Annotated in this window: 22 protein-coding genes; 14 read left to right on the plus strand and 8 right to left on the minus strand. The window is 60.5% G+C overall.

The window, feature by feature from the left end; genetic code table 11:
• The first annotated feature begins 112 nt into the window (after positions 1 to 112).
• Entirely contained in the window at positions 113 to 1,066 is a 954-nt protein-coding gene (locus G5S37_RS06650; protein WP_206026335.1) for a hypothetical protein, read from the plus strand.
• A gap of 109 nt (positions 1,067 to 1,175) precedes the next feature.
• On the opposite strand, the gene G5S37_RS06655 is transcribed toward G5S37_RS06650, so the two are convergent.
• The 3 genes from G5S37_RS06655 to G5S37_RS06665 all read right to left on the minus strand — a co-directional run bounded on the left by G5S37_RS06655 (position 1,176) and on the right by G5S37_RS06665 (position 4,553).
• Positions 1,176 to 3,101 carry a cytochrome c biogenesis protein CcdA gene (locus G5S37_RS06655; protein WP_165202008.1) on the minus strand — a complete coding sequence of 642 codons (1,926 nt, stop codon included), beginning with the start codon at positions 3,099 to 3,101 and terminating at the stop codon, positions 1,176 to 1,178.
• A gap of 74 nt (positions 3,102 to 3,175) precedes the next feature.
• Positions 3,176 to 3,436: a CDGSH iron-sulfur domain-containing protein gene (locus G5S37_RS06660; protein WP_240914818.1), complete on the minus strand. Its 261-nt coding sequence runs from the start codon at positions 3,434 to 3,436 to the stop codon at positions 3,176 to 3,178.
• A 67-nt stretch (positions 3,437 to 3,503) separates the two neighbouring features.
• On the minus strand, positions 3,504 to 4,553 hold the full coding sequence (locus G5S37_RS06665) for a quinone-dependent dihydroorotate dehydrogenase (RefSeq protein WP_165202012.1): 1,050 nt from the start codon (positions 4,551 to 4,553) through the stop codon (positions 3,504 to 3,506).
• 250 nt (positions 4,554 to 4,803) lie between these two features.
• On the opposite strand from G5S37_RS06665, the gene G5S37_RS06670 reads away from it, so the two are divergent.
• Positions 4,804 to 7,386: a malectin domain-containing carbohydrate-binding protein gene (locus G5S37_RS06670; protein ID WP_206026336.1), complete on the plus strand. Its 2,583-nt coding sequence runs from the start codon at positions 4,804 to 4,806 to the stop codon at positions 7,384 to 7,386.
• On the opposite strand, the gene G5S37_RS06675 is transcribed toward G5S37_RS06670, so the two are convergent.
• On the minus strand, positions 7,368 to 7,958 hold the full coding sequence (locus G5S37_RS06675) for a GNAT family N-acetyltransferase (RefSeq protein WP_165202016.1): 591 nt from the start codon (positions 7,956 to 7,958) through the stop codon (positions 7,368 to 7,370). The genes G5S37_RS06670 and G5S37_RS06675 overlap by 19 nt on opposite strands.
• Before the next feature lie 177 nt (positions 7,959 to 8,135).
• Here G5S37_RS06675 and G5S37_RS32505 point away from each other — a divergent pair, with 177 nt between their 5' ends.
• The 3 genes from G5S37_RS32505 to G5S37_RS06690 are packed head-to-tail and all read left to right on the plus strand — an operon-like array spanning position 8,136 to position 11,858.
• A complete protein-coding gene (locus tag G5S37_RS32505; RefSeq protein ID WP_240914819.1) occupies positions 8,136 to 9,938 on the plus strand; it encodes a GDSL-type esterase/lipase family protein in 1,803 nt (600 codons plus the stop codon).
• An 11-nt stretch (positions 9,939 to 9,949) separates the two neighbouring features.
• On the plus strand, positions 9,950 to 10,456 hold the full coding sequence (locus tag G5S37_RS06685; protein WP_165202018.1) for a hypothetical protein: 507 nt from the start codon (positions 9,950 to 9,952) through the stop codon (positions 10,454 to 10,456).
• Positions 10,457 to 10,481: 25 nt separating this feature from the next.
• On the plus strand, positions 10,482 to 11,858 hold the full coding sequence (locus tag G5S37_RS06690; protein ID WP_165202020.1) for a sulfatase: 1,377 nt from the start codon (positions 10,482 to 10,484) through the stop codon (positions 11,856 to 11,858).
• A gap of 178 nt (positions 11,859 to 12,036) precedes the next feature.
• On the opposite strand, the gene G5S37_RS06695 is transcribed toward G5S37_RS06690, so the two are convergent.
• Positions 12,037 to 12,870, minus strand: a complete 834-nt coding sequence (locus G5S37_RS06695) for an HAD-IB family phosphatase (protein WP_165202022.1) — start codon at positions 12,868 to 12,870, stop codon at positions 12,037 to 12,039.
• A 159-nt stretch (positions 12,871 to 13,029) separates the two neighbouring features.
• On the opposite strand from G5S37_RS06695, the gene G5S37_RS06700 reads away from it, so the two are divergent.
• From G5S37_RS06700 to G5S37_RS06715, 3 genes are all read left to right on the plus strand, one after another.
• Positions 13,030 to 14,151, plus strand: a complete 1,122-nt coding sequence (locus tag G5S37_RS06700; protein WP_165202024.1) for a GntR family transcriptional regulator — start codon at positions 13,030 to 13,032, stop codon at positions 14,149 to 14,151.
• 601 nt (positions 14,152 to 14,752) lie between these two features.
• Positions 14,753 to 15,577: a 3-hydroxyacyl-CoA dehydrogenase NAD-binding domain-containing protein gene (locus G5S37_RS06710; protein ID WP_206026337.1), complete on the plus strand. Its 825-nt coding sequence runs from the start codon at positions 14,753 to 14,755 to the stop codon at positions 15,575 to 15,577.
• A 196-nt stretch (positions 15,578 to 15,773) separates the two neighbouring features.
• Positions 15,774 to 16,730: an alpha/beta hydrolase gene (locus G5S37_RS06715; RefSeq protein ID WP_165202028.1), complete on the plus strand. Its 957-nt coding sequence runs from the start codon at positions 15,774 to 15,776 to the stop codon at positions 16,728 to 16,730.
• Positions 16,731 to 17,005: 275 nt separating this feature from the next.
• Here the strand turns inward: G5S37_RS06715 and G5S37_RS06720 are convergent, their stop codons facing one another.
• Positions 17,006 to 18,148 carry a TMEM43 family protein gene (locus tag G5S37_RS06720; RefSeq protein WP_165202030.1) on the minus strand — a complete coding sequence of 381 codons (1,143 nt, stop codon included), beginning with the start codon at positions 18,146 to 18,148 and terminating at the stop codon, positions 17,006 to 17,008.
• Positions 18,149 to 18,215: 67 nt separating this feature from the next.
• Complete coding sequence (locus G5S37_RS06725; protein WP_165202032.1) at positions 18,216 to 18,857, minus strand: MotA/TolQ/ExbB proton channel family protein; 642 nt, start codon at positions 18,855 to 18,857, stop codon at positions 18,216 to 18,218.
• Here G5S37_RS06725 and G5S37_RS06730 point away from each other — a divergent pair.
• The 6 genes from G5S37_RS06730 (at position 18,771) to G5S37_RS06755 (ending at position 25,691) form a co-directional block, all read left to right on the plus strand.
• Positions 18,771 to 20,009, plus strand: coding sequence for a DUF1343 domain-containing protein (locus G5S37_RS06730; RefSeq protein WP_240914821.1), 1,239 nt, complete (start codon positions 18,771 to 18,773; stop codon positions 20,007 to 20,009). The two genes, G5S37_RS06725 and G5S37_RS06730, sit on opposite strands and share 87 nt — an antisense overlap.
• Before the next feature lie 102 nt (positions 20,010 to 20,111).
• A complete protein-coding gene (gene rsfS, locus G5S37_RS06735; RefSeq protein WP_240914822.1) occupies positions 20,112 to 20,642 on the plus strand; it encodes a ribosome silencing factor in 531 nt (176 codons plus the stop codon).
• Positions 20,639 to 21,895, plus strand: coding sequence for a competence/damage-inducible protein A (locus G5S37_RS06740; RefSeq protein WP_165202036.1), 1,257 nt, complete (start codon positions 20,639 to 20,641; stop codon positions 21,893 to 21,895). The genes rsfS and G5S37_RS06740 overlap by 4 nt, the downstream gene beginning before the upstream one ends.
• 60 nt (positions 21,896 to 21,955) lie before the next feature.
• Positions 21,956 to 24,010: a hypothetical protein gene (locus G5S37_RS06745; protein ID WP_165202038.1), complete on the plus strand. Its 2,055-nt coding sequence runs from the start codon at positions 21,956 to 21,958 to the stop codon at positions 24,008 to 24,010.
• A 122-nt stretch (positions 24,011 to 24,132) separates the two neighbouring features.
• Positions 24,133 to 25,089, plus strand: coding sequence for a type I phosphomannose isomerase catalytic subunit (locus G5S37_RS06750; protein WP_165202040.1), 957 nt, complete (start codon positions 24,133 to 24,135; stop codon positions 25,087 to 25,089).
• Positions 25,090 to 25,136: 47 nt separating this feature from the next.
• Positions 25,137 to 25,691: a thermonuclease family protein gene (locus tag G5S37_RS06755; protein WP_165202042.1), complete on the plus strand. Its 555-nt coding sequence runs from the start codon at positions 25,137 to 25,139 to the stop codon at positions 25,689 to 25,691.
• A gap of 38 nt (positions 25,692 to 25,729) precedes the next feature.
• On the opposite strand, the gene G5S37_RS06760 is transcribed toward G5S37_RS06755, so the two are convergent.
• A complete protein-coding gene (locus tag G5S37_RS06760) occupies positions 25,730 to 25,927 on the minus strand; it encodes a hypothetical protein (protein ID WP_165202044.1) in 198 nt (65 codons plus the stop codon).
• Positions 25,928 to 25,955 lie beyond the last annotated feature (28 nt).

A 25,955-nucleotide genomic window follows, 5' to 3' on the forward strand; every position in this document is an offset into this window, starting at 1 on the left:
ATACAGGGACAAGGGAAAAGGGATAGGGGACCAGGGAGGCCTCCTTGGAGCTTGGCTCTTGAGCGCGTGGCTGCTTGTAGGAATAGTTTTGCCGCTTGGTGCGCAGCAAAAGGTGGAACCGCAGCCGGAGGCGCGGGATTTGCGCGTGCTGATTGTGATGGGGGCGGAAGGGACGGAGGAGTACGGGAAGCGGTATCGCGAAGAGGTGCAGATGTGGGAGGAGATGTGCAGGAAGGCGGGAGTGGAGTTGCAGACGATCGGCGTGAGCCCCCAGCAAGAGCAGGAGCAAAAGCAGAAGGAAAATGAGAAGACGGATGCTGTACTCTTGCAGGAGGCGCTGAAGACTCTTTCTGCGAAACCGGCGCAGCCACTTTGGGTGGTGTTGATTGGGCATGGCACGTTTGATGGGCGTGACGCGCGCTTCAATCTTCGCGGGCCAGACATCATGGCGCCTGAACTCGCGGGATGGATGAAGCCCTTCACCGGACCTGTGGCGTGCATCCAGACGGCGTCGGCGAGTTCGCCGTTCCTCAAGGCGCTGGCGGGTCCCAATCGCGTGCTCATCAGCGCCACGAAGAGTGCGGACGAAGTCTTCTACACGCGATTCGGCCAGTTCTTTGTGAAGGCCATCAGCGGCTCCGATGAAGCAGATCTGGATCGTGATCAGCAGGTGTCCTTGCTGGAGGCGTTCCTGTGGTCATCGAAGCAGGTGGATCGGTTCTTTGAGACAGAGCAGCGTCTTGCCACCGAGCATGCATTGCTTGAAGACAACGGCGATGGCATCGGGACCCGGGCGCAGGCGTTTCAGGGGGTACGTCTCGCGGAGGCGCCTCCGGAAGGCAAGACGCCGGAAGGATTGCTGGCACGTCAGTGGTCTCTCTTGCTCAGCGATGCGGATGCGCAGCTCACCGAAGCCCAACGCACGAAACGCGATGCCCTGGAGCGCGAGATGGAGGCGCTGAAAGCGAAGCGCAAGGAACTGGGTGACGACGCCTACTACTCCAAGCTGGAGGCGCTGCTGCTGGAGATTTCGCGGATCTACGACGCTACGGAGAAGGATACGTAGGCAGCATTTCAGCGTGGCTCATGCGATCCACGGCTTCGAAAGCCAAAGATCGGCGGGTAGGAAAACCCGCCGGCCGATGTCCGGTCTGGAGACCCGACTTCCTAGGGACTCACTTCGCTACTTGTGCTGTGGTGCCTTTGATGGCCTTGGGCGCATGTTCCAGCTTTGCCAGCGCTTCCCTCACCAATGAAGGTGTGAACGGCACATCCGGATCGATGATGATGGGCTCCTTTTGGCCAGGGACGTACAGGAGGTTTACAGGAATGGCCGTCTTGTTGAGGAGCGCGAGTGCGTCTTCAATCCGGACATCTGTGGTGGTCCAGTCGGCGCGCAACAAGGTCACGCCATACTTGCGGAAGTCTGACTGCAAGGCCTGGTTCTTATACACCCATTTATTCGCTTGGCAGGTGGCGCACCAGCGGGCGGTGAAGTCCACGAAGACAGGCACGTTCTTCGCACGGAGTTCATCCACCAGTTCGGGGGACCACTCCTTCCACGAGCCATCCTTGGGCCGCGGATAGGCCATCCAGAATCCGAAGGCAAAGACGAGCGCGGTGAAGATGATGGCCTTCACCCGTGTCTTGGTGGGCTTGTCCGGGGTGAACCACCTTCCATAGATCCAGCAGGCAGCGGCAATGAAGACAAGGCCGATGAGCAGGTCACGCTGGCCGTACTCGCTGATCAGGCCCATGAGCGACCACGTGAAGTACGCGGCAGCCGCGAGCATGAGGAAGGCCATCGCCTGCTTGAAGCTCTCCATCCAGGCACCGGGGCGGGGGAGCAGGCGGAGAAGCTTCGGGAAGAAGGCTAGTACCAGAAATGGAAACGCGAGACCGAGGGCGATCACCGTGAAGAACAACATCGATGGCCAGAAGCTGAGTCCGAGCGCGAAGGTCAGTGCTCCTGCGAGGAAGGGCGCGGCACATGGCGTGGCCACCAAGGTGGCGAGCAGGCCGGTGAAGAAGGAGCCCTGCAGGCCGGACTTGCCCGTGAGCTCCATGCCCACACCAGTGGCGGAGGTGCCCACTTCGAAGAGGCCAGCCATGTTCAGACCGAAAATGAAGATGATCAGCACCACGATGAAGGAGAACCAGGGCGACTGGAGCTGGAATCCCCACGCGAGCTGCTCACCCCATGAGCGGAGCAGTTGCAGGACACCCACCAGCGCCCAGAAGGAAACGAGGATGCCCGCTGTGTAGGCCAGGCCGTGGAGCATCACGCGGCGCGGATGCTCCAAACTCTGCTGCACCACACTGGTCACCTTGATGCCCAGCACGGGGAAGACGCAGGGCATGATGTTCAGGATCAAACCGCCGAGGAAGGCGAGCATGAGCTGTTTGAAGATATTCACCGGCTGCGCCGAACCTTGGGAGGGCGTTGCGGATGCGGAGGCAGCGGGAGTGCCAGTGTCGGCGCCGGTACCTTTGGTGGCGCCAGCGGTAGGAGAGGTGTTGGATTCGGCACCTGTATTCCCCTCGAGGCCTTTGAACACATCCGCCGCAGCGGCATTGACCACAGCGGTCTGTGCCACGGAAATTTCGAGCGAGAATGGCAGCTTTATGGGATTGCAGCTCTTGGGATCGCAGACCAGCGCATCCACGATGCCTTCCAGCTTCACTTGATCACCGACCTTGAGATCGGCGGGAGCGGTGAGCTTGACCGGCAGATATACCGTGTCTGAGTATCCCAGGGACTTTGACCCGCCGGTGCCCTCTGTTTCGTGAGGCGCGGGCCAGGGAAGATCTTCTGCTGTCCATCCGTCCGGGAGTTTCCATTGGATGACCGTTGGCTTGCCGGTGCCGTCCTCGGGCAAGACCTTCCCATAGGTGTGGAAGGTGGGCTCATGCACCAGTTTCGCCGCCACGCGGAAGCTGCTGCCCGGTGCGATGCTGCTCTGCTCGGAGATGAGCTCTGCCGTCACCGGTTTGCTCTTGATTAGGGCGAGGCCGGGAATATCCGGACTTTGGGCCTGGAGTCCTGCCGGAAGCAGAGAGACGAGCAGCAGGAGAAGGAGACTCGGGAGGAAACGCGTCATGACGGAAACTCTACGTGGAGTGGGGAGGGTGTTGATGAAGCGAGATGAAATGAAATGGAAATGCCAGCCCGGCTTCAAGATTGCTTGGGAGGCAATTCATTGTGCGAACCATCGCAATACGGTGGATTCTTTGTGTGCTTGCAGTTGCACAGCCACACACGGCGCTTTTCCGCCAGAGTGAATTTGAAAGGTGCGATGCCAGTGCCTTTGTGCGAGCCGTCACACAGCGGCTGGTGACCCGACAGCCCACAGCGGCACCACCAGTGCACTCCGGCTTCCAGCTCCAGGGTCACGGGCATGCGTGAGGATGTTTGTGGTGTTGGCACGGGATTCATCTCATCTCCATCACTCCCAATGGGTTCGATTGGTGCGCGCCTGTGGATGTCTTGGATTCAATTCACCTCACACGGTGTTTGGGATGCCCGCCACCTCGGCAATCAGCTTGGGTCCGCGGTACACAAGTCCGCTGTACACCTGCACGAGGGCAGCCCCGGCTTGCAGTTTCGCCTCGGCATCCATTTCTCCCATGATGCCGCCGACTCCGATGATGGGCGGCGGCGGCGTACCTTTGGCCTCGCTTTTGAGCGCGAGAGCCAGCGTGGCGATGATGGCCGTGGACTGGCGCAGGAGAGGCTTCCCACTCAGGCCGCCAGCTTCCTTCCACAGCTTGTTCTTTTTCACACCTTCGCGTTCGATGGTGGTGTTCGTGGCGATCACGCCATCCATGCCAAGTTCCACGAAGACCTTCGCGAGCACCTCGATCTGTTCCTCGCCGAGATCGGGTGCGATTTTCACGAGGAGGGGGCGATGCACTCCATGCACGCCCTCGAGTCTGCCTTGCTCTTCCTTGAGCGAGCCCAGCAGTCTGCGGATGGGTTCCTCGGCTTGCAAGTCGCGGAGGCCCTTGGTGTTGGGCGAGGAAATGTTCACCGTAATGTAGTCCGCGACCTGGTAGGCCTTGCGGAGACAGGTGAGGTAGTCATCCACCGCGTTCTCCAGGGGTGTGTCGAAGTTCTTGCCAATGTTCACCCCCACGATGCCGGTGCTGGTGCGGCGCTCCAGGCGATAAACGGCCTCGTCGATGCCAGGATTGTTGAAGCCCATGCGGTTGATGATGCCCTCCTGCTCAATGAGGCGGAACAGGCGCGGGGTGGGATTCCCCGGTTGTGGGCGCGGGGTCAGGGTGCCGACCTCCACGTGGCCAAAGCCCAGGGCGCTCCACGCATCCACAGCGGAGGCGGACTTGTCCATGCCGGCGGCGAGCCCTACGCAGTTCGGGAACTTCAGGCCCATCACCGTGCGGGCCTTGGAGGGATTTGGCTCGGGGTCGGGCAGCATGCCCAGCAGGTGGCCGGCGCGGAGGAGCTTCACTGTCCATTCGTGGGCCGTCTCCGCATCCAGTTGGAACAAGAGAGGGCGGAGAAGGGGATAGAGACGGTGGATGAGGGGCATGTGCCCCTTCAATTAGCGCTTGCCCAACCAAGGGGCAAGACCGGGTTTCTGCGGGATTATTTCGCCGGAGGTCGTCTATTCACTTAAGAACGGAATCCTGGGACATTTCCATTGCGCATGGCCACGGTATTGAGCATCCCTTTTCCTTCAGGAAATACGAGGTGACGTAACTCCTGAGCGGGCCAGTAGAGGCGTGGCCGAATCCTCACGGACTGTGGACCATTTTGGCTATTCTGTGCGTACCTTTCTCATGATATTTCAGGCTTCCTTCCGGCGCTTCTGCCAGCACCTCGCCATGGGCATATGTTGCCTGGCGCCCATGGTTCTCGGAGCGGCCACGACGAAGGACTTTCGGCCACTTCATATCAACTGCGGCGGAGGCAATGTCACCGACAAGAAGAACGGCATCACCTGGATCTCAGACAAGGAATACATCGTCAGGGGGAAGAAGTACCGCTTCAACACCAGGCCGGAAGCAAAGAACATCGAAGGGGCGCCACCTGCGGATGTTTATGAGTCCGTACGTCGGGCAAATGTGACCTACCAATTCCGCAAGCTGAAGGACGGCATGTACAAGCTGCGCCTGCACTTCATGGACGGCAAGAAGCAGGCGAAGCGCAGCATGGACTTCTATGTGGATGGCGCGCATCTCTTGCAGAATCTCAGTGTGCGCGAAGCCGCTGGTGGCGCGAACCGCGCGTATGTCTTCGAAGCGATTGTGGAGGTGAAGGGTGGCAAGGGGATGGAGATTCGCGGGACGCGCGGGCATGGGGATGATGTCTTTATCAGCGCGTTGGAGATTCTGCCCGCGCCGGCCGGAAGTGTGGCCACGCGGTCGGCGGATACGTCACCGCATGCGCCCGCGGACATGGCGAAGAAGCTTCGCGAGTTCGCCGGGGGGCATGTGCGGCTGGTGTGGTCGCGCACCGAGGTGGAGGAGGATTTCTACCTTGCCCTGAACGACAGCCAGCTCGTGGGCTATGACACGGAGGATGGCAAAGGAGAGCGGGTCATCCTTCAAGGCCCCGGCAGCTATGCGCTACCCACCCTGACTCCAGACGGCAAGAGTGTGGTCTTCACGGAATCGAAGCAGCACAAGTGCTTCGTGGTCGGTTTCGACGGCACTGGGATGCGCGAGATTGCGCCAGGCTATGCCTCAGACGTTTGGCAGGATCCGGCAACCGGGCGCACCTGGGTATATGTGCGCACCGGCTGGCGCGATCCGAAGTCGCTCATCGTGCGCTATGATTTGAACGATCCCTCCCAGCACGAGGAAGTGTGGTCGAAGTCCGCCACGGGGCAGCCGCAGATCTCGTACTTCCAGCTTTCGGGAGATGGACGCCTGGCAGCGGATGGTTTCCCCTGGCCGCAGTGCGGTGTGGCGGACCTGAAGAGCGGCGACTTCAGCATCACCGCGAAGGGTTGCTGGCCCGGCGTGGCGCCAGATGACAGCCATCGCTCCTTTGTCTTCACCGGACAGCACACGTCGATTCAATTCTTTGATGAGCCGGGAGGCAATGCGCGCCTGGTGAATCTCGCCACGGTGCCGGGGTGGATTGGGCGAAAGCTCTACCATCCTCGCTGGACCAATGATGTGCGCTTCATCACTGCGACCGCGCCACAGTGGATGCCGGAGACGGAACTGTATCTCGGGCAGTTCGACTCGAACTTCACACGCATCAACAACTGGTTCCGCATCACGTACAACAGCACCTCGGACTTCTTCGGCGATGCGTGGTTTGAGAATGCGAGCATGCACAGGCCGCAGCCGCAGCCGGGAACGCTGCAGCCCACGCCTCCTCCCGCACCGGTGGTGACAGCGGTGCCTGCGTCCACAGGGGCTCAGGTGCCGGGTCTCATCTTCCTTTGGGAGAATGAACGGGCGAAGAACGCCATCCTCGATGAAAAAGGGAATGTCGTCCGCCGCTGGACGGCGAGGTATGAGGGGGAGACGCGACCGAATCGCTTCTTCGGCGCGGACCTCCGCAAGGGCGCACTGGTGCCGGACGAAGATGCTGCAGGCGTGATCGCAAACGCGATCAAAAAGACAGGGCAGTTTGCACTCAGCTTGGACGTCTCAAATTTCCTGGCAGCACCGAAGGAGCGCTCCATCGTTGCGTTCCTTGGGTCTGCGGATGGAAAGTCCGGTCTCATTGTGGATCATGATGAGCAGGGATTTGGCGTGCGCATGAACATCGACTCCAGCACTCCGACGCGGCTGTCACTCGGACAGGGCCGGGAGGGTGAGCATCACCAACTGGTGGTCGCCTATGCGGACGGGAAGATCACCGGCTATGACAATGGCGCGGAAAAGGGTGCTGCGAAGGTGGCCGGCAACGTGAGCCAGTGGAATCCTGGTGTGCTGCTTTTTGGTCGCGCGCCGGGTGGTGCTTCAGCGTGGACTGGCTCGCTGGAGAATGCGCGCGTTTATGATCGCGGGCTCACGCTGGCCGAAGTGCAGGCGAGGTATGGTCAGGCTGCAGACACGTGGAAGACCCGCCAGCCGGCGCAACGCGTGGTAGTGGAAGCGGAGCTGCTTCAGGCATCCCAGCCGGATGATCCAGTCACCATCGCTCCGTACATGCGCAGCCTCGGCGAGAACGTGTACCGCGTGACGAAGGTGGTTTCCGGAGAGTTGGACGCGAAGGAGATTGTCGCACTGCAGTGGGTCATCCTCGGTGGGAAGGTGCTTCCCTCTGCGGAGCGCGAAGAAGGCAAAACTTATACCCTGGTGCTGGAGTCGGCGGATGTGCATCCGCAGCTTGCAGGTGAACATCGCTCCACAGACATCTTTGAGCCGGAGATGCCGGTGTTTTATGATGTGGGAAGCTGACGCTGCCAAGTAGCTGACGGCGGAAAGTCTCCGGGCACGAAGGAATACCCCACGGCGTCATGTGGTGTCCCGTGGATGACGAGGCGGTTTCGCAGGATGCCTTCGCGAGTCGCCCCGGCTTTCTCTGCGACACGCTGACTGGGGAGATTACCGACAGCCGCGACAATCTCTACCCGCTGCAGTCCAAGGTCACGAAATGCAAACTCTGCCAGCAGACGCGTCGCGCGGGTGGCATAGCCTTTTCTCGTCTGGCTGGTGCGGATCCAGTATCCCAGATTGGCCAGGGGATGGGCATCGTGCAGGCTGTTGATGCCACCGCTGCCGATCTGCTCGCCGCTGATGGTTCTGATGACGAATTCAAACTGCCTGTCTGCATCCCATTGGGCGATGGCAAAGGAGGCCCAAGCCTGGGTTTCGGAAAGCTCGTATCCGGGGTGGCACCAGGGCATCCAGGGATGGATTTCGGCCACCGACTCCAGGGCTCCGGCAAAGACGTCTGCCGCGTCCTCCACGCGGTAGCGGTGGAGGGTGATGATACCATCCGTGAGGGTGTCGCGCCGTGAAGTGCTCATGTTGCTACCAGCATGGAGAAAAGCGCGCCGGTGAACTCGTGTCAATGCTGGTTGACGATTGCAGCGGTTCTTTGACATTGTGCCTGCGCGTCACGTTTGGAATTCCAGACCTTCCCCCTTCCTTTTATGCGTCGTCTGCCTTTGCCCCTTCTTTCCACTGCGTCTGCCGTTTCCTGGATGGCCTGTACCATCCTCGGCTCCAGCGTCTCCGCCCAGGTGCCGGTGCCGATTCCAGGTCAGGCGCTCAAGGAGGTGGTGAAGATAATCCCGCTCGGCCTGCTGCCTGCCTCGACTGCCACGACACCGGGAGAGCCGGAACCGATTGAGGGCGGATTCACTATCATGGTGATGCCGGACACGCAGTATTACTCGCAGAAATATCCGGACACCTTCCACAAGCAGACGCAGTGGATCGCGGATACCGCGGCGAAGTACAATACCATCTTCGTAGCGCACCTGGGCGACATCACCGAGACCGCTGCGGATGCGGAGTGGGAAGTGGCGAAGGCAGCCTTCGCGCGGTTGGACGGAAAACTGGCCTACCTGCCGACGCCAGGGAACCATGACTACGGCGGCCGTCTGCAGGTGCAGACGCATCGCTCGCCTTATACAAACTTCTTCCCCGTGGCCAGCTTCCAGAAGATGGCGACCTTCGGCGGCACGTATGACAAAGAGCCGCAGAAGAGTGACAATCAATACCATCGCTTCACCGCAGGTGGTCGAAAGTGGATGGTGATCGCGCTGGAGTATGCGCCGCGCACGGATGTGCTGCGCTGGGCTGGTGACGTGTGCAGCGCGAATCCTGACCACACCGTCTTCATCACCACGCACGCGTATCTTGATCCGCGCACAAACCGCCGTTTCCCCGGAGCGGAGGCAGAGGCGAAGAAGGAAAAGAAGAAGGATGATGAAGGCGCGAGCGCGGCTTCAACACCCGCTAAAGCACGCCCCGACCTGAATCAGGGCGAGGACATGTGGCAGAAGCTGGTGTCCAAGCATGGCAACATCGCTATGGTGCTCTGCGGTCACGCATCTTACACCGCTCATGTCACCAGCACCGGCGAGGCTGGCAACACGGTTCATGAAGTGGTGGTGGACTACCAGCGGGATGTGAATGGCGGCGATGGATGGATGCGCCTGCTGCAATTCCTGCCAGATGGCAAGACGGTGCGCACACGCGACTATTCACCGACATTGAATCTGAGCTGCACCATGCCGGATCGCTGTTATGACATGGTGTTTGAGTTGCCCAAGGCACCGTCGGGATCTGCTGTTTCGGTATTGGCAGGGACGACGCTTCAGCTTGCGGCTGCTGCTCCGGTGGCGCCGGCTTCTGGCAAAGACAAAGATAAGGATAAGCCGAAGGCCAGTGCCAATCCGGTGATGGACCCCATCAAGGATGTGCCCGGCCTGCCCCGCGTGTTGCTCATTGGAGACTCGATTTCGATCGGCTACACCATGCCGGTGAGGAAGCTGCTGGAGGGCAAGGCGAATGTGCATCGCATTCCGACGAATGGTGGACCGACCAAGAACGGCATCGCGAACATCGACAAGTGGCTCGACAATGGGAAGTGGGATGTGATCCACTTCAACTGGGGCATCCATGACCTGAAGTACATGCCGGACGGCAAGCGTCAGGTGGAGCCCGAGGACTATGAGAAGAACCTCCGTGCGTTGGTGAAGAAGATGAAGGCCAAAGGGACGAAGCTCATCTGGGCGACCACCACACCGATCCCCGATGGTGAACTCAATCCACCGCGCCGCTTTGGTCAGGTGAAGGAGTACAATGAGATCGCCGCGCGTGTGATGAAGGATGAAGGCGTGGCGGTGGATGATCTCAATGCCTGGATCACACCGGACCTCGCGAAGCTGCAGAATCCCAAAGACGTGCACTACAGTGCCGCAGGCTCTGACAAGCTCGGTGAGAAGGTGGCGGAGGAAATTGAAGCAGCGCTCTCGGGAAAACAGAAGCGGTCGTAATTTTCAGGGGAATGAACTTTCAGCCTGTCAGCCTCGCGAAGGAGGGGAATATCGAATATTCCTTGCGTCGGTGGGCGAGGGGCGAACGTCCATATCTCTCCATAGTCCACATCGCGTTCTCGGGAGATTATCGTGATGGTTCCTCAGGTGCGCCGGATGCCCACTACATCGCCGGCGTCGCGGGCATCCTGAAAGCTGTTTGGCGTCCCGCAGCCATGATCCTGGATCTGCGAGAACTGAGGTATGAATGGGGCGATGAGATGATTATTGTCCTAAAGTCCCCCTCCGATGTGCATGCCATTTTGGTGGGACCCAAGTGTGAGCCCGCAATCTCAAGCCTGTGCTGTGGAATTGCGTCAGGGAAAAGCGTATTGGAGCGACCGCATTTCTTCCGGGAGTTTGAGCCGGCCATCGAGTTCGTGAAGGAAGCGTTGGTGGAAGATTGGAACTCGAAATTGGAACGGTATAAAGGAATGCTATCTGAAGAGGATCGCATCACGGTTGAGGATCTTTGCTAGGGAACGCTCACTGCTTCATTGCCGCATGACCTTCATTCGCATCGTCCTTCTCTGGTTGTGTGTGTGGACCGGAGCGTTCGCTGCCGCGCCACCGAACATCATCTTCATCATGGCGGATGACCTTGGGTGGAGGGATGTCGGTTGCTATGGGAACACCTTCGTCGAGACGCCGCATCTCGATCGACTGGCTAAGGAGGGCATGCGGTTCACGAAGGCACTGCAGCAGACGGTCTGCTCACCTACGAGGGTGGCCGTGCTCACGGGGATGCATCCCGTGCGCACAGGCATCACGGACTATCTTGGACCGGAAGCGGGTGCGTTGTTTTTGGATCCCAAGGTGGATACCGTCAATGAGCGGTTGAAGGAGGTGGGCTATCGCAGTGGGCTCGTCGGGAAGTGGCACCTCACTGGTAACTACGAAGCGGCGAAGGGATCGCCGGACAAGCATGGTTGGGACGAGGTGATTGCCTCGGAGAACAACTACATTGGAGGCGGGAGTTATTTTCACCCCTACAAGCACATCGATGGATTACCCGCGCGACTCGGGCAAGGGGAGTATCTCACGGACCGCCTGAACCTGGAGGCGTGTGAGTTCATCACGCGCAACAAGGAGAAGCCATTTTTCCTGTACCTCGCGCATTATGCGGTGCACACGAAACTTGCCGCGAAGCCGGAACTACTGGCGAAGTATCAGAAGAAACTCGCTGCGCTGCCACCCGAAGAGGTGGCGAAGGTTGGCACAAAGCCCGCGCTCGCCGCCATGATGGAGAGTGTGGATGAGGGTGTGGGGATGATTCGCGAGGCATTGACTAAGCTGGGGCTGGAGAAGAACACGCTCATCATTTTCACCAGTGACAATGGTGGTGAAGCGGTGCGCGGCACCAAGGACGGCAAACTCGCGCCCGCAGCCACTAGTGTGGCGCCGCTGCGAGCAGGGAAATCTCACCTCTATGAGGGCGGGTTGCGCGTGCCGTTGATTGTTTCCTGGCCGGGAGTGACGCCATCGGGCTCGGTGTGTGAAGTGCCGGTGAATGGGCTGGATTGGTTTCCCACGCTGTTGGACGTCGCGGGAGTGAAACCGAAGGACACGCAACCTATGGATGGCGTGGGCATCATAGGTCTGCTGCGTAATTCCAAGGAGAAGCGCGAGGGTGCCATGTACTGGCACTATCCGCTGGCGAAGCCACACTTTCTCGGCGGACGCAGTGCCGGTGCGATGCGGGATGGATCGTGGAAGCTCATTGAGTTCTTCGACACGGGTGAACTCGAACTCTACAACCTCGCCACAGACGAAGGAGAGCAGAAGAACCTCGCGAAGGAGATGCCGGAGAAACTCGCGGCCATGCATGAGCAAATGAAAGCATGGCGCGCGAGCACGGGAGCCGAAGTGCAGGCGCGTTGAGCAAGCCCGTGTTTACGGAATGCTCGGCGCGTGACGCCACGCGAAGGTGAGTCCGGCGAGGATGAACTTCATCGCTTGTGATGATGAAGGTCGTGGCTTTGATTCAGCTTCGGGATGGTCTGATGGGGTCTTGGTCGTTTTCATACTTGGGGGGAATGGATGGAGGTGAATGATGGACTCAGCCCGCGAGCGCGGCCTGCTGCATAGCGACGAGCGGCATCTCGCGGAGTGTGAGCCAGTCGGTGCGGATCTTGTCCCAGTCCTGAAGGGCCAGGCCGTGGGCGGTGAAGAGGTCGCGAATCTGCGCAGAGTTCCAGCCGAGAAGATCCTCAAGGATGGGCACGAGCACGCTGAAGGCGCTGTCGCTTAGAACGGTGCGCTTCGCGATGCGGCCGATGCTGATGGATTCCGAAACGGCGATGGTGTGGCCATCGCGGCTGTTCACATGCTGCATCACATAGAGGTCAGAGCTTCCGTCGCCCATGTAGATGGTGCGGTCGGAGGGTGTCTGCATCTGGCGCTCCAGTTCCTGTAGCACGGCGACCTTGCCGTATCCGGCGGGCACGCGGGTCACGGTGGAGATTTCGCCGGTCTTCTCGTCGTACTCGAGTTCCGTTCCGTAGATGCGATCCGGTGGGACCAGCCCTTCGAGCGCGGAGCGGACCACATCGGCAGGGGCGGCCGAGATGACGAAGAACTCAAACTGCACGCCGGGCAGTCCGGCCGCCAAAGTCTGGGTGAAGAGATCCACGTTCTGCTTCAGGCGCACGCGCTTGCCGGCTTCGATAAGGTGCTCGCGCCGCACTTCGCGGAATTGCGGGTCATGGCGGAGCAGGTAGCTCAGTTCTGCGCCCTGCTGCACGAGATGGGAGCCAGCCAGTCCGGCCACTTTTTGTGTAAAATCCTTCATGCCCAGCAGCTCGCTGAGCACCAGGCCGGAGTCATTAAAACTCAGGGTCTGGTCAAAGTCGCTCGCCACGAGATACGTGGGGTTGAGGTCTGAGGTTTTCATGAGACAAGGATCGCATAGCTGATATATCTGGCAATTCACCAAAGGAGGGCGGTGAGCCGTAAATGAAGTGAAATGCATTGGTAGTGAGTGAAAAGCGGCGGCGCTACACTGGGTTGAAATTGCGTTGCTAATTGCAAAATCTGTTATATCATTTGCCTCGTGCCTGCCGCGCTTCCCCTCTCTGCTCCCACCAAGCACCGGCAGGTTTTTGACACGCTGAGGCATGAGATTCTGACGGGCAAATACCAGCCGGGTCAGCGTCTGCCCAGCGAGGCGGAACTGGTGAAGCGTTTTGGCGCCTCTCGCATCACGGTGGGGCGTGCGGTGCGGGAGTTGCAGCAGAGGCAGCTGGTGGACCGCAAGGCGGGCTCAGGGACCTATGTGCGTGGCGAGCCCGGGCAGGGATTGTCGTTTGGGCTGCTCATTCCGGACTTTGGTCGCACGGAGATTTTTGAGCCCATCTGCCACGGCATGGCGGATGCACCCCAGGCTTCCAACCATGTGCTGATTTGGGGGCAGGGGACTGGGATGGTGGCAGCCGGTGAAGTGAGCCGGCAGGCCCGGGCGCTGCAGCTTTGCCAGCAGTATGTGTCGCGACGCGTAGCAGGCGTGTTCTTTGCGCCATTGGAGCGGCTTTCGCCGGGAGATGATACTAATGCGCGCATCATGGCTGCCTTTGATCAGGCGAGCATTCCCGTGGTGTTGATTGACCGCGACCATCTGCCGTATCCACACCGCAGCCGGCATGACCTGGTGGGCATCGACAACCGGCGTGCAGGTTTCCGCATAACAGCGCATCTGCTCGGGTTGGGAGCGAAGCGTGTTGCTTTCGTCAGCTATCCCAACTCACCCTCTACCATCGGCGAACGTCTGGCGGGGTACCGGGAAGCGTTGCTTGTGCAGGGTGTGGCGCCGGATTCTGCGCTCGTGCGTGAACTGGAGGGAGATTCCGTGGAAGCCGCCACAGAGGTTGCGAAGTCGTTGGACGTGGATGCCATCGTCTGTGGCAATGATCGTACCGCAGGCCGCTTGATGCAGGGACTGGCCGCCTGTGGCAAACGTGTGCCGATCGATGTGCGGCTCGCGGGAATTGATGACGTGGGCTATGCCACACTGCTGCCCGTGCCTCTCACTACGATGCACCAGCCGTGTCGTGAGATAGGCATGGCCGCGATGACTGCCATGCTGGAGCGTACCACGCGGCCGGACATGCCGGTGCGCGACATCCTCCTGGAGTGCCCGCTGGTGGTGCGGGATTCGTGCGGAGCGAAGTTGTCGTAAGCGACTGAGCGGGTGTACCAACTACTGAGATTGATCGACATGCCGATTCCAAGCGTCCCAGTCGAAAGTCCGGCCCCGAGCATCTTCAAAACCCATTTCCCACGGCTGCCGATGCACCTTGACCCGCGTCGGTTTGACAAGCGGTCCATGCGCCCGATCCCAGATGGGTGTCTGTTCACGTCCGAATACCACCCGCTCTACGCTGCTTGGAATCACCGTTTCGAAGTTTATCTCGGGAGAGAGGCTATTCCGCGAGCCAAGCTCCATTGTCACTCTAAGCTCATCGTTGCTATGTTCGCTCGCAATCCTCTTAATTCCTCCCATGCTTTGGTTGATACGGCCTTCGAGGTGGAGGATGGCTTTCCCCCTTGCTGTCTTGCTGGTCACCAAAATCGGATGAATGTCCCGCAATTCTACGTCCATCCGTGGTTTGGTGCACGAGGAAAGCCCGCGCCAAGAGCCATCAATAAACATAGGGAGAAGTAACCTCCGTAATTTCTTTGGTGCTTTGATGCCATGCTCGTGCGCTCCGTTTGCATTTTGAATTGGACACTTCAGGCACACGGGTTGTCAACGGGGTTCCGCTGGCTAGGGTCGGTGAATGGCGGACTCGCATCTCACCCCTTCATCCACTTCCCACCAGGTAGATATCAAACGCATCGGCATTCTAGGCGCAGGGCAGATGGGCGCTGCGGCGGCGGTGATGTTCCGCAGGGCAGGATTTGAAGTGCGGCTGTGGGCCCGGCGTGAGGAGAAGCTGCTGGAGTCGAGGACGGCGCTGGCGGCGGTGGAGTCTTTTTTGGATGGGCATTTCGGAACCGTGCAGGGAGGCGGGGGAGTGCTGCATTTGGAGTCGTCGTTCGCGGAAGTGGACGCCACCTCGGATGCAGTGCTGGAGTGCGTGGTGGAGGACATGGGCCAGAAGATTGAGCTGTTGAAGCAGTTGAAGAGTTGTCGCGAGCGCGGTGCTTTGGTGATGACGTGCACAAGCGCTCTGTGCATCTCGGACATGGCTGCCGGGAGCGGCATGGAGCCCGTGCTCGTAGGCGCACATTTCTGGAATCCACCGCACTTGATTCCGGTGGTGGAGATCATCGGAGGAAAGGACACACCCGCCATGCAGGTGGAGCGGGCGATGGCGCTGATGAAGACCGTGGGCAAGATTCCCGTGAAGTGCGCGGATGTGCCCGCTTTGTGGGGAATCGCCTGCATGCATGCCATGTGGCGCGAAGCATTGGCGATGGTGGATGCTGGCGTGTGCTCCGCGCAGGACATCGACCGCGTGGTGAAGTGGACCTTTGCGCTACGCCGCCGGCGTTGGGGCCGATGGAAAACATCGACCTCGTGGGCATCGGCCTCGTGCACCGGGTGGAGTCGTACCTGTTCCCGCATCTTGCCACGAATGCGGCGCCTTCCGAGGCCCTGAGTTCACGACTGCAAAGCGGGGAGACCGGCATGGATGCGGGTCGGGGTTTCTATGACTGGAAGGAGCGCGATGCGCAGGCCACGGTGGCGCTGAGAGATCGGCAAATTGTGAGACAGTTGCAATTCCTCCGGGAACAGGGCGTTTTTGACAATCCCCAATAGTTCAATCCATCACCATGCGGCGCTTTCCCTGTTCCATGAATTTCATCCCCCGACTCTTCCTTTCACTATCCATCCTCACGCTGGGCTTGGTCCAGGCGGGCGCGCAGGAGGCGGGGGTAGAGCGCATCCGCGATGTGATCTACACGAAGCATGATGGCGTGGCGCTGACCATGGATGTCTTCAAGCCGGAGAAGCCGAATGGCGCGGGCATCATCAAGATCATCAGCGGCGGATGGAAGTCGAATCACAAGGGCATCAGCGATGGTGGCTGGCCGAAGGCGGGATATACGACTTTCGTGGTGGTGCATGGCACGCAGCCCCGTTTCCAGGTGGAAGAGATCGTGGCGGACCTGAACCGCGCCGTGCGGTTCATTCGTGCGAATGCCGCGCAGTACGGGGTGGATCCGAACAAGCTCGGTGTCACCGGCGGCAGCGCGGGCGGTCACCTCAGCCTCATGCTTGCGACTCGTGGTGGCCCTGGCGATCCGAAGGCGGAAGATCCGATCGATCGCGAGAGCAGCGCGGTGAATGCGGTGGCCTGTTTCTACCCGCCCACGGACTATTTGAACTGGTTTGAAGACGGTGACAATGCGGTGGGCATTGGCAAGCTCGAAGCCTATGCAGGCGCCTTCGGCCCGAAGGCTGCGACGGCTGAAGGCAGAGAAGCGCTTGGTAAGGAACTCTCGCCCATCTACTGGGTGCACAAGGGTCAGCCTCCCATCTTCATTGTGCATGGGGATGCCGACCCACAGGTGTCGATCACGCAGGCGCATCGCTTCTTCAAGAAGTGCGGTGAGGTGGGAACGCCGTGTGAGATCTTCATCCGCGAAGGCGCCGGGCACGGTGGCTGGCAGGAGATGACGGAGGACACCGCGAGGATGACGGAGTGGTTTGATCTCCAACTCCTCGGCAAGCAGCCGGCAAAGCCCTTCAAGCTGGGCATTTCCTCCGGACCGAGCACGCCGGTGAAGAAGCCTGCGGCGACGCGCTGAGTTCTTCCATCAACAGTTGAAAAAGGTCTTGTTCAGGGAGCCGGGGACTGGGCAAAGGAGCGTGGACACTCTTGTCCGCCGTTCTATTGTGTAGCGACCTTCTTGATACGGAAGCGACTCGTGACATCACTGGATCATCTGGTGGCATGTGGCCTTGCCTGCCAGATGAAAGAGGGTGGTGCGTCAGGGATGGCGGACAAGAGTGTCCACGCTCCTTTGCAAGGCCAGGCGCATCACCTTGGGATTGAATGGCTCCCTCGCAGGCATCCCACCAATTACCCCACGGCTGTCTTGCGATACTTCATGCCCCAGCCGATGCCGAGGGCTGCCATGATGATGAGCAGCACGATGGTAAGAAGCGGACGGTAGGCGAACCACGCGGTGCCGATGACCAGCAGGGACAGCATCACCGCGAGCACGGCAGAGAACAACGTGACGCCGGTGGAGAGCAGGCGGCTGACGAAGGGAACCGAGCGGCCCAAGGAGGCGAGTGGATTGAAGAGCAACCGGATGCCCGCGAAGACAAAGAGGGTTCCCACGAGGCGAATGGCCCAGGTGAGGGCGATGTTCTCCTTCACCGCGCGATCAAACATGACATCGGCGCCCACATGGCCATCGGCCACGAGTTCGATGAAGGTGCCTGCCTTGGTGGGATAGGGTGTGATGGAAGTGCCGGTCTGGCGTCCCACGATGCTGTGGGGGCCGGGCTTGAGAATCCGCCAGGTGACCTTGAGATCGCCGACCTGGGGCATGAGCGGGTTGGCTCCGAAGTAAAGGGTGCTGTCCTGCAACTGCGGCGGATTGGGCTCGGTGAAGGTGTAGGCGCTTTCATTCATCGGCAGCGCCTGTCCTTCGCCGAGTTTTGCCACCAGACCTTCGGGAAGATGAAAGGCACCGATGGTCGCATCCTTCGCGGTCCATCCCTCGCTGGAGTAGCGCCATGCGGTGGGGTTGGTGTGGTTGAGCGGTTGGTTGAAGGAGGCGGAGTTGATGGGCTTGTCGTCCCACACCTTGTCATAAGTGTAGGTCGTGGTGCCGTTGCGGCTGCTGTCGTTGTTCGAATAGGTGGTCTCAGAACTTTCCTTCCACTGGTACATCTGAACCTTGCGTGCGAGGCGCAACGCCAGTTGTTTGATGCCAAAGGCGCTGTCCTCCAGCGGGACTTTTGTGACGGCCTCGCCGGAGAGATGCACCAGCTTCGACTCCTGCTGGGCATCGACTTTCGCAGCGTCCACGGGAACGACGATGGCGGCGCCTTCTGCAAGGCCCCGGGCTGTCCGGATGGCGCGACCTTCATTCTTCCACAACACGACGGTGAAGACCAGAAGGAGCAACAGGCCGATGCCTGAGCTGATGAGCGTGGCTTTCACTCCCTGCATCAGGGAGCTGGAGGTGCTTCCGGGAAGAGGCGGTGGCATGAAGGGGAACCGCGGAATGGTGCGGCGCGCCCACTTCTAGCGCCGAATTTTCTCCTCGCAACAACCCTCATGCGGGTGATGCGGGATGGCTCAGTTTTGGTGGAAAAAACTCATGCCGCTTGATGAGGGCGATGGCGAGGAGAAGGAGGCCCAGCGGGAGCAAGTACACAGCCGCTGACCAGGCCACACCACTTGCGATCATGAACCAGAAGACCCACTTGTCGCGGTAGGGTGTTGCGATCACCGCGATGCAAATCAACAAGGCGCCGATGGTGCCGACTCCCATGCCGATGGCTGTAGACCAGAGCACCTGCCCAATGGCAGCACTCAGGTGGCTTGGGTCTTCCACGCCGGCGGTTCCTAGCGTCTCAAACGCCTTGGTCATTCCGATGACCGTGCCGATCATGCCAATGAGAATAGCCAGATGCATCCATGCGCCGGTTTTGGCCAGCTTTCTGCCGGTGGCATGGGCGCTTGAGGTGTTTGGGGCTTCCGACATCGCCGGATGATACGTTGGCGAGGCATCACCTTGCACGGTTTTTTCCAGTGTACGTGAAGTGCAGGTTCGCGTCTGCCTTCTCCGCCCGCTTGCAATTGCATGCCTTTCCTGCGATGGAGGACGATGAACCTCCGAACTCTGATCCTTGGCGTGCTCGCGACCACGGCGCTGACGCTGGCCAGTTGTACCACGCCCTCGACGCAGGTGCATGGACCTGCGAATGGCGGACCGTTCCGGCTGGGCGTGGATGTGCTCGCGGGAAACAACTGGGATCTACTGCGCGGCAAGAGAGTGGGCCTCATCTGCAATCAAACGAGCATGACGGCCAGCGGCCTGACCACGCGTGCGGCGATGAAGCGTGGCGGCGTGAACCTGGTCGCGTTGTATGCGCCGGAGCATGGCATCGACGGCACCATCAAGGCCGGGGTGCATGTGCGGAATGCGCGCGATGGCCAGACGGGATTGCCGGTGTACTCGCTGTATGGAGACACGCGCAAACCCACGCCGGCGATGCTGGCTCCGATCGATGTGCTGGTGTTTGACCTGCAGGACATCGGCTCGCGCAGCTACACGTACATCTCCACCATGGTACTGGCGATGGAGGCCTGCGGTGAGACGGGGAAGGAATTTGTGGTGCTGGACCGCCCCAACCCCTTGGGTGGCATCCGAGTGGAAGGGCCGCCGGTGGAGCCCCGATGGAAATCCTTCGTGAGCCAGGTGAATGTGCCTTATGTGCACGGCATGACGGCTGGTGAGCTCGCGATGATGACAGCAGGCCAGGGCTGGGTGAGCCGCCGTCCCAACCTGCGCGTAGTGAAAATGACCGGGTGGAACCGTGGCATGCTGTGGGACAACACCGGCCTGCGCTGGTACCGCACCTCGCCAAATATTCCGCACTCCACCTCGCCGCTGTACTACGTGACCACAGGCATCCTCGGTGGTGCTGCTGGGGTAGACGTGGGGATTGGCACGGAGAATCCCTTCGGCTATGCCGGCGGCAGTGGGGTGAATGGCGCGGCCTTCTGCGGCTACTGCCAGCGCCTCGGGTTCCCCGGCGTGAGGTTTACCCCGTACAGTAAAAATGGCTTTGGTGGCGCGAGACTGGCCATCGACGGTCGCTCCCCGGCGAACCTCGTCGCGCTGGATGTCTACATGCTCGCCGAGCTAAATCGCCAGTCACGGGGCCGTGTGCTGGGCAAGATGTCCGGCTCGCAGATCAACCTTTTCAACAAGGTGTATGGCAGCGATTCCCTGCGCCGCGACCTCCTGCGTGGGGTGCCCCCGCAGCGGATTGTTTCTTCATGGAAAGGCTTTGAACAAGGTTTCAGAGGCAGGCGGCAGGCGTACCTGATGTATCCCTGATGCAATCTCCCCAGAGAAACCACTGGACGCCCTACGGGTTTCTCTGCCACAAATAGGCCAGCACGGGCCTGGCCCAATCTCATATTTTTCTCAAACTGACTGATGGCAAAGAAAGCAGCAAGCAAGAAGACCGCCAAGCCGACGACGGTGGCAGCGGCAGCTCCCTCCAAATTCGAAGGGGAGGCCATGGCCAAGGCCGCGGCGAACTACGCGGATGACAAGAAGGCGGAGGACATCGTGATCATGGACGTGCGCGGCATCTCGCCGGTCACGGACTACTTCGTGATCTGCAGCGTGACTTCCATGCCGCAACTGCGCGCCGTGCGTGACGAGATTGAGTACCAGTTCAAGACGGAGCACAACGCCCGTCCGCTTGCCGGGGATCGCAATCTGGAAAGCCTGTGGCTCATCCTGCACTACGGCGATGTGATGATTCACGTCTTCCACAAGGAAAAGCGTGACTTCTACGCACTTGAGGACCTGTGGAGTGACGCGCCGGTGGTGTCGTGGAGTCCCACGCTGCCCGCCGCCGCTGCCGCAGCGAAAAAGGTCACCGCAGTGAAGAAGGCTCCCGCCAAAAAGACGGCGGCCAAGAAAGCCGCAAGCAAGAAGGCGACGAAGAAGGCCAAATGAAGATCGAGCTCATCAACACCGGCACGGAGCTGCTGATTGGTGACGTGATCAATACCAACGCAGCCTGGCTGGGGCAGAAGCTCGCCGAGCTGGGTCTCGCCGTGGAGCGCTCCACCGTGGTGCCGGATGGCATGGCCATTCAGCACGCGCTGGATGAAGCCTGCCGTCGCTCGGATGTGGTGATCGTGACGGGTGGGCTGGGACCCACCTCGGACGACGTGTCTCGAGAAGCGGCTTCCGCCGTGCTCGGGCTGGCCATCCAGGTGAGTGACGCGATTCTGACCCAGCTTACCGAGTTCTTCGCCAAGCGCGGCAAGCCGGTGAATGAGCACAACAAACGGCAGGCCATGGTCCCGCATGGCGGTATCACCCTGCCCAATCCTCATGGCACGGCGCCCGGCGTCTTTCTTCCGGCGGCTCTGGGTCAGAGCCGGGGATTGAACTGTGCCGTCTTCCTGCTGCCCGGTCCTCCTCGTGAGCTCAAGCCCATGATGGAGAATGAAGTGGTGCCCCGCCTGAAGGAGATGCTGCCGGGTGGGGAGGACCGCGTGTGCCGGTACTTCAACTTCACCGGCCTCGGCGAGTCGGACATTTCGATGGCCTTGCAAGATGGCCTGGAAGCGATTGGCGGGCTGGAGATCGGTTACTGTCTCGGGAAGGGAGACGTGGATGTCCGTCTTTCAGGCCCGGCCGCGGCGATTGAGCAGGCCGGCGTGCTGTGCCGCGAAAAGCTCGGTGAGTATCTGATTTCCGATGATCGCCGACTCGTGGAGGAGGTCTGTGTGGCCATGCTTGCAGAGAAAGGTCAGTGGGTGGCCACTGCGGAGAGCTGCACAGGCGGCTTCATCGCCCACCGGCTGACGAACGTGAGCGGCGCCTCCAAGGTGCTCGGGCACGGATTTGTGACGTATGCCAACGAGGCCAAGACCCAGCATCTGGGCGTGCCGGCCGCACTCATCGCGGCCCATGGCGCTGTGAGTGAGGAGGTGGCGGCAGCCATGGCAGAAGGCTGCCTGCGCGTGAGCGGGGCGGACCACGCCGTGGCGGTGACCGGGATCGCCGGTCCCACCGGGGGCACGCCTGACAAGCCCACGGGCACTGTCTTCATCGCGCTGGCGTCCAAGGGACAGCCGGTGGAGGTGCAGAAACGGTGGTTCAGCGGCGAGCGGGAGCGGTTCAAGATCCTGACCAGCCAGACGGCCCTGGACTTCCTGCGCCGCCGCCTGTGCGGGTATGGCTTGCCGACGGCCTGAATTTCTGCCACAGTGTTTTCCCGTATTTATTTCGGGAGGACTCCCCCCATCCGTTTCCGCATGTCTGCTGCTGTGCCGCGCCTGAACTTCCGTCGTCCCCTTGCCCGCATGGCGTGGCTGGGTGGTGCGCTGGCCATTACTATTTCCACTTCTGCCCTGCTGGCCGATGTTGCCACTGGTATATCAAAGAAGGAAAAGGAACGGGATCGCCGCGACAAAGACGAGAAGCGGAAGGAGACGTCCTATCTGCCTGAAGGTCGCTCGCTTACCACAGGATTCGTTGCCGGTCAGTCGATTGATATAGAGCTCAGCGCTGCGGCGGGTACCGCCCGGCAGGTGGAGTTCCTCATTCGTCAGGCGCCACAGAATGGTACTCTGTCCCCGCTCCGGCCGCACCCGTCGGACTCGAGCAAGGTGATGGTCACCTACCAGCACGGCTCTGCACAAGGACCGCTCTCGGACAGCTTCACCTTTGCCTGCCGTGTGTCGGACGGAAGCTGGTCTGCCCCTGCCACCGTTACCTTGGTAGGCCAGCGGATGGAGCCGAAGATCGAGATCGTGGAAAACCCTTCTTTTGGGAGAATTTTTACCGGTCAGGAGAAGGTGGGCAAGGTGATGGTGAGAAATGCGGGCAGCTCTCCCCTGTACACTGATCTTGTGTGGCAGGAGCCGTGGGTGGGCCCGACGAGTCTGAAGGTGCCAGTGGGTGGCATTGAGGAGTTCCTTGTGATCTTCCGGCCGACCAAGGCTGGTGAGTACCGTCAGGACATGGTGCTCCAGCCCGGCGTCGCATCCAGCCGCGTGATCCTGTACGGGGACAGCGTGCTTCCATTTTCCGTGAGCCCAAGCAGGGTGGATTTGGGATTCAAGGAAGCCGAGGGCCGGCGAGTTGGCTCGATTTCCCTGGTAAACGCGAGGGATGAAATCGTGCAGGCCGTGGTGATCCTGCCTGCGGGGCTACTGGGACCGTCCACCGTGGAGTTGGGACCCTCGTCAAAAACCGAGATGCTCCTGTGGCTGCCCGAGGACCATGTGGAAAAATTTTCAGGCGAGGTCGTGATCAAGTCGGGACCTTCCACCGCCACAGTGGATGTGGAAGCCAAGCCCACGCCTGCTTTCATGAAGCTGGTGTCGCCCGGTGCTGGTGGCATTGACTTTGGAAAAGTCACCGGGAAAACAAATCCCACCTATGACGTGGTGGTGGAGAATCGTGGTGGTGAAGCGCTCGTTCTGGAAGCGAAGACCATTCCACCCTTCGCGTTGGACAGCCCGGGTGGCGCCATCAGTATCGAGCCCAGACAGCGGAGAACCTTCAAGGTATCCCTGCGGGCGGACCGACCTGGCTTGCAGACCGGTCATGTGGAGTTCCTCAGTGGGACAGGCCGCATCACGGTGCCCCTGCGTGTGGACGTGCAGGAGTCCAAGGGACAAATGCCTCTGGCCTCCTCAGCCGGGACCGCGCACAAACCTCAATCGGCGATCTCTGAGGTGCGCCCGGCTCCGATCTCTTCGCCCCGCCCCGCGAACTCGGTCAGCGCGGCTTCCAACAGCAACAATACTTCCGCTTCCTCGCACGAAGCCACTGAGGAGACCGACGTCACACCCAGAGGCCGCACGGAGACGGCAGTGCTCGCCTTGCTGGCCATGAAGGGTATGCCGATGCCCAAGGACTCGGTGAATCCCTACCTGGATCAGGCAAGTGAAGTGGAGATCCTTGGTCGCGACTCTTCATCCATCGCGCTGGCGTGGAAAAAGCCCTCCGTGGTGCCCTCCGGCTGGACGATCGAGTTCGCCAGCATGGTCTACCACCAGGATCTCAACACTTTCGTCAAGGTATGGAAGCAGTACCCCAACTGGAAGCCTGAGGACGCGGGAAGCGACAAGGTCGGTATTCGGTTGTTTGGTCTGCGTCCGGCGGAGCAGTATGAGCTGCGCATCTTGGGGGTGGATCGCGAGGGCAAGTTCTCGAAGCCTTCGGCAACGGTGTTCACGTCCACCTCCGATGCCTGGCGTGTGCCCGCCTGGGCCTGGCGTCTGATGATCGTGAGTGCGCTGGGCTTGGTGGGGTATGTACTCTTCCGTGTGCGACGCGGAGACTTCCTCGTAGAGGCGTGAGACGCCAGCCTCACTGGCGAGCCGGCTGCTCTGGCCGCTGAGCGCGAGTCTGGATTTCACCACATGCCGGGTTGCGCGCGGGTAAACCACTGTTCATGGTGGCCGCTCTCTCCTGACTGCCCATGACACCTCCTCTCCGCTTCCAGCCCCTGTACCAGACACGCGTCTGGGGTGGCCGACGGCTTGAAACCGTGCTGAAGCGTGAGCTGCCGGACGAACAGCCGTACGGTGAAAGCTGGGAGCTGTGTGACCGCGCGGAATTCCAGAGCAAGGTGGTGGATGGCAGGTACAAGGGAATGAGCCTGCACGATCTGTGGATGCACCACCGCGTGGACATCTTCGGCTCGCGCTACGCGAGTCATCCCGCCACACGATTTCCCATCCTGCTGAAGGTCCTGGATTGTGAAGAGGTGCTGTCCCTGCAGGTGCATCCGCCAGCCTCCATCGCAGCCTCACTTGATGGAGAACCGAAGACGGAGATGTGGCACGTGATGGATGCAAGTCCCCAAGCAGCCATCTACGCGGGGCTGAAGCGTGGTGTCACGAGGGATGACTTTGTGCGTGCCCTGGAGGAGGGGAGCGTCGCAGATCTGGTGCATCAGGTGCATCCGAAGGTGGGCCAGTTCATGTTTGTGGAGAGCGGCAGACTCCACGCGTTGGGAGCTGGATTGCTGGTCTATGAAATCCAGCAGAACAGCGATACGACTTACCGCGTGTTCGACTGGAATCGGGTGGGATTGGACGGCAAGCCGCGCGCCCTGCATGTGCAGGAATCCCTTGCCTGCATCGACTTTGACGATGCCGAGCCATCTCTGCAGCAGCCTGGCCCGGATGGCGGTCTGGTCACGTGCCCGTGGTTTGATGTGAGACGCTCCACCCTGCCTGCGGGAGAACGCGTGGAACTGGCCAACTCCGAAGACTTCGTCTGTATCGCGGTCCTTCGCGGTGACATCAATTTGGGTGAAGGAAAAGCCGGTGCGGGTGCACTTCTTCTGCTGCCGCCTGCCACCGCGGATGCTGCTGCACGGACAGTCGCGGCGGTTTCCGATGCCGAATGGCTGGAGATCAGGCTTCCCTGAGGCAGTGGTATTCTGTATTACACCCTATCATCTTCACTATTTCTTTCATGCATCGATCGCTGGCGAAGCACGTGCTGTTGTTGCTCATCATCGTCTGGTCCGCCGGATGTGAAGGGCTGGCGCCCCATCCGGGAACGACGTCTCAGCGACGAACACCGGGCGTGGAGAGGTCTGCTCCTCCCCGTGCGATCGTGCGACCGGCCGCGCGACACCGTGTTGTGAAGGTGCATGACGGCGACAGCGTGACGCTCCTCTCCGATGGTGTGCAATATAAAGCGCGCCTGTCCGGGATTGATGCGCCGGAACTGCGGCAGGAGTTCGGACTTCATGCGAAAGCAACCCTTGTGGCAATGGTCGAGGGAAGGGTGGTAACCTTCACCGACAGCGGCCTGGACCGTTATCACCGCACCCTCGTGCGCCTGCACGTGGAGGGAATGGATGTGAATGCGGAGATGGTGCGGCGCGGCATGGCCTGGAAATACAGCGCCTATACCCGTGATCCTGTCCTTACTTCCGCTGAACAGGAAGCGCGCCAGTTCCACCGGGGACTCTGGTCGCAAGCCAATCCTGTGCCTCCATGGGAATGGAGACACGCGCGGTAGGGGTCGTGTTTTTTCCCTGAGAACGGGCAGCGGGTATGCTAGTGCGATACCTGCCCGTGCTCGGACTGATCGCGCGACATGCGGCGCAGTTCTTCGTAGGCGAGTTTGCGGTCGTCATCGGTGACCCGGGAATGGCCGTGGCGCTTGGCCACTTCCGCTGCGCGGACTTCAATGGGATCGGGGCTGCCGGGTTTGGGTACGGTATCGCGGACGATCGGTTCTGCTTCAGCTGGCATGGTGATGTGGGGAAGGATGAGGATTGAG

Source organism: Roseimicrobium sp. ORNL1 (assembly GCF_011044495.1).
GTDB lineage: Bacteria > Verrucomicrobiota > Verrucomicrobiia > Verrucomicrobiales > Verrucomicrobiaceae > Roseimicrobium.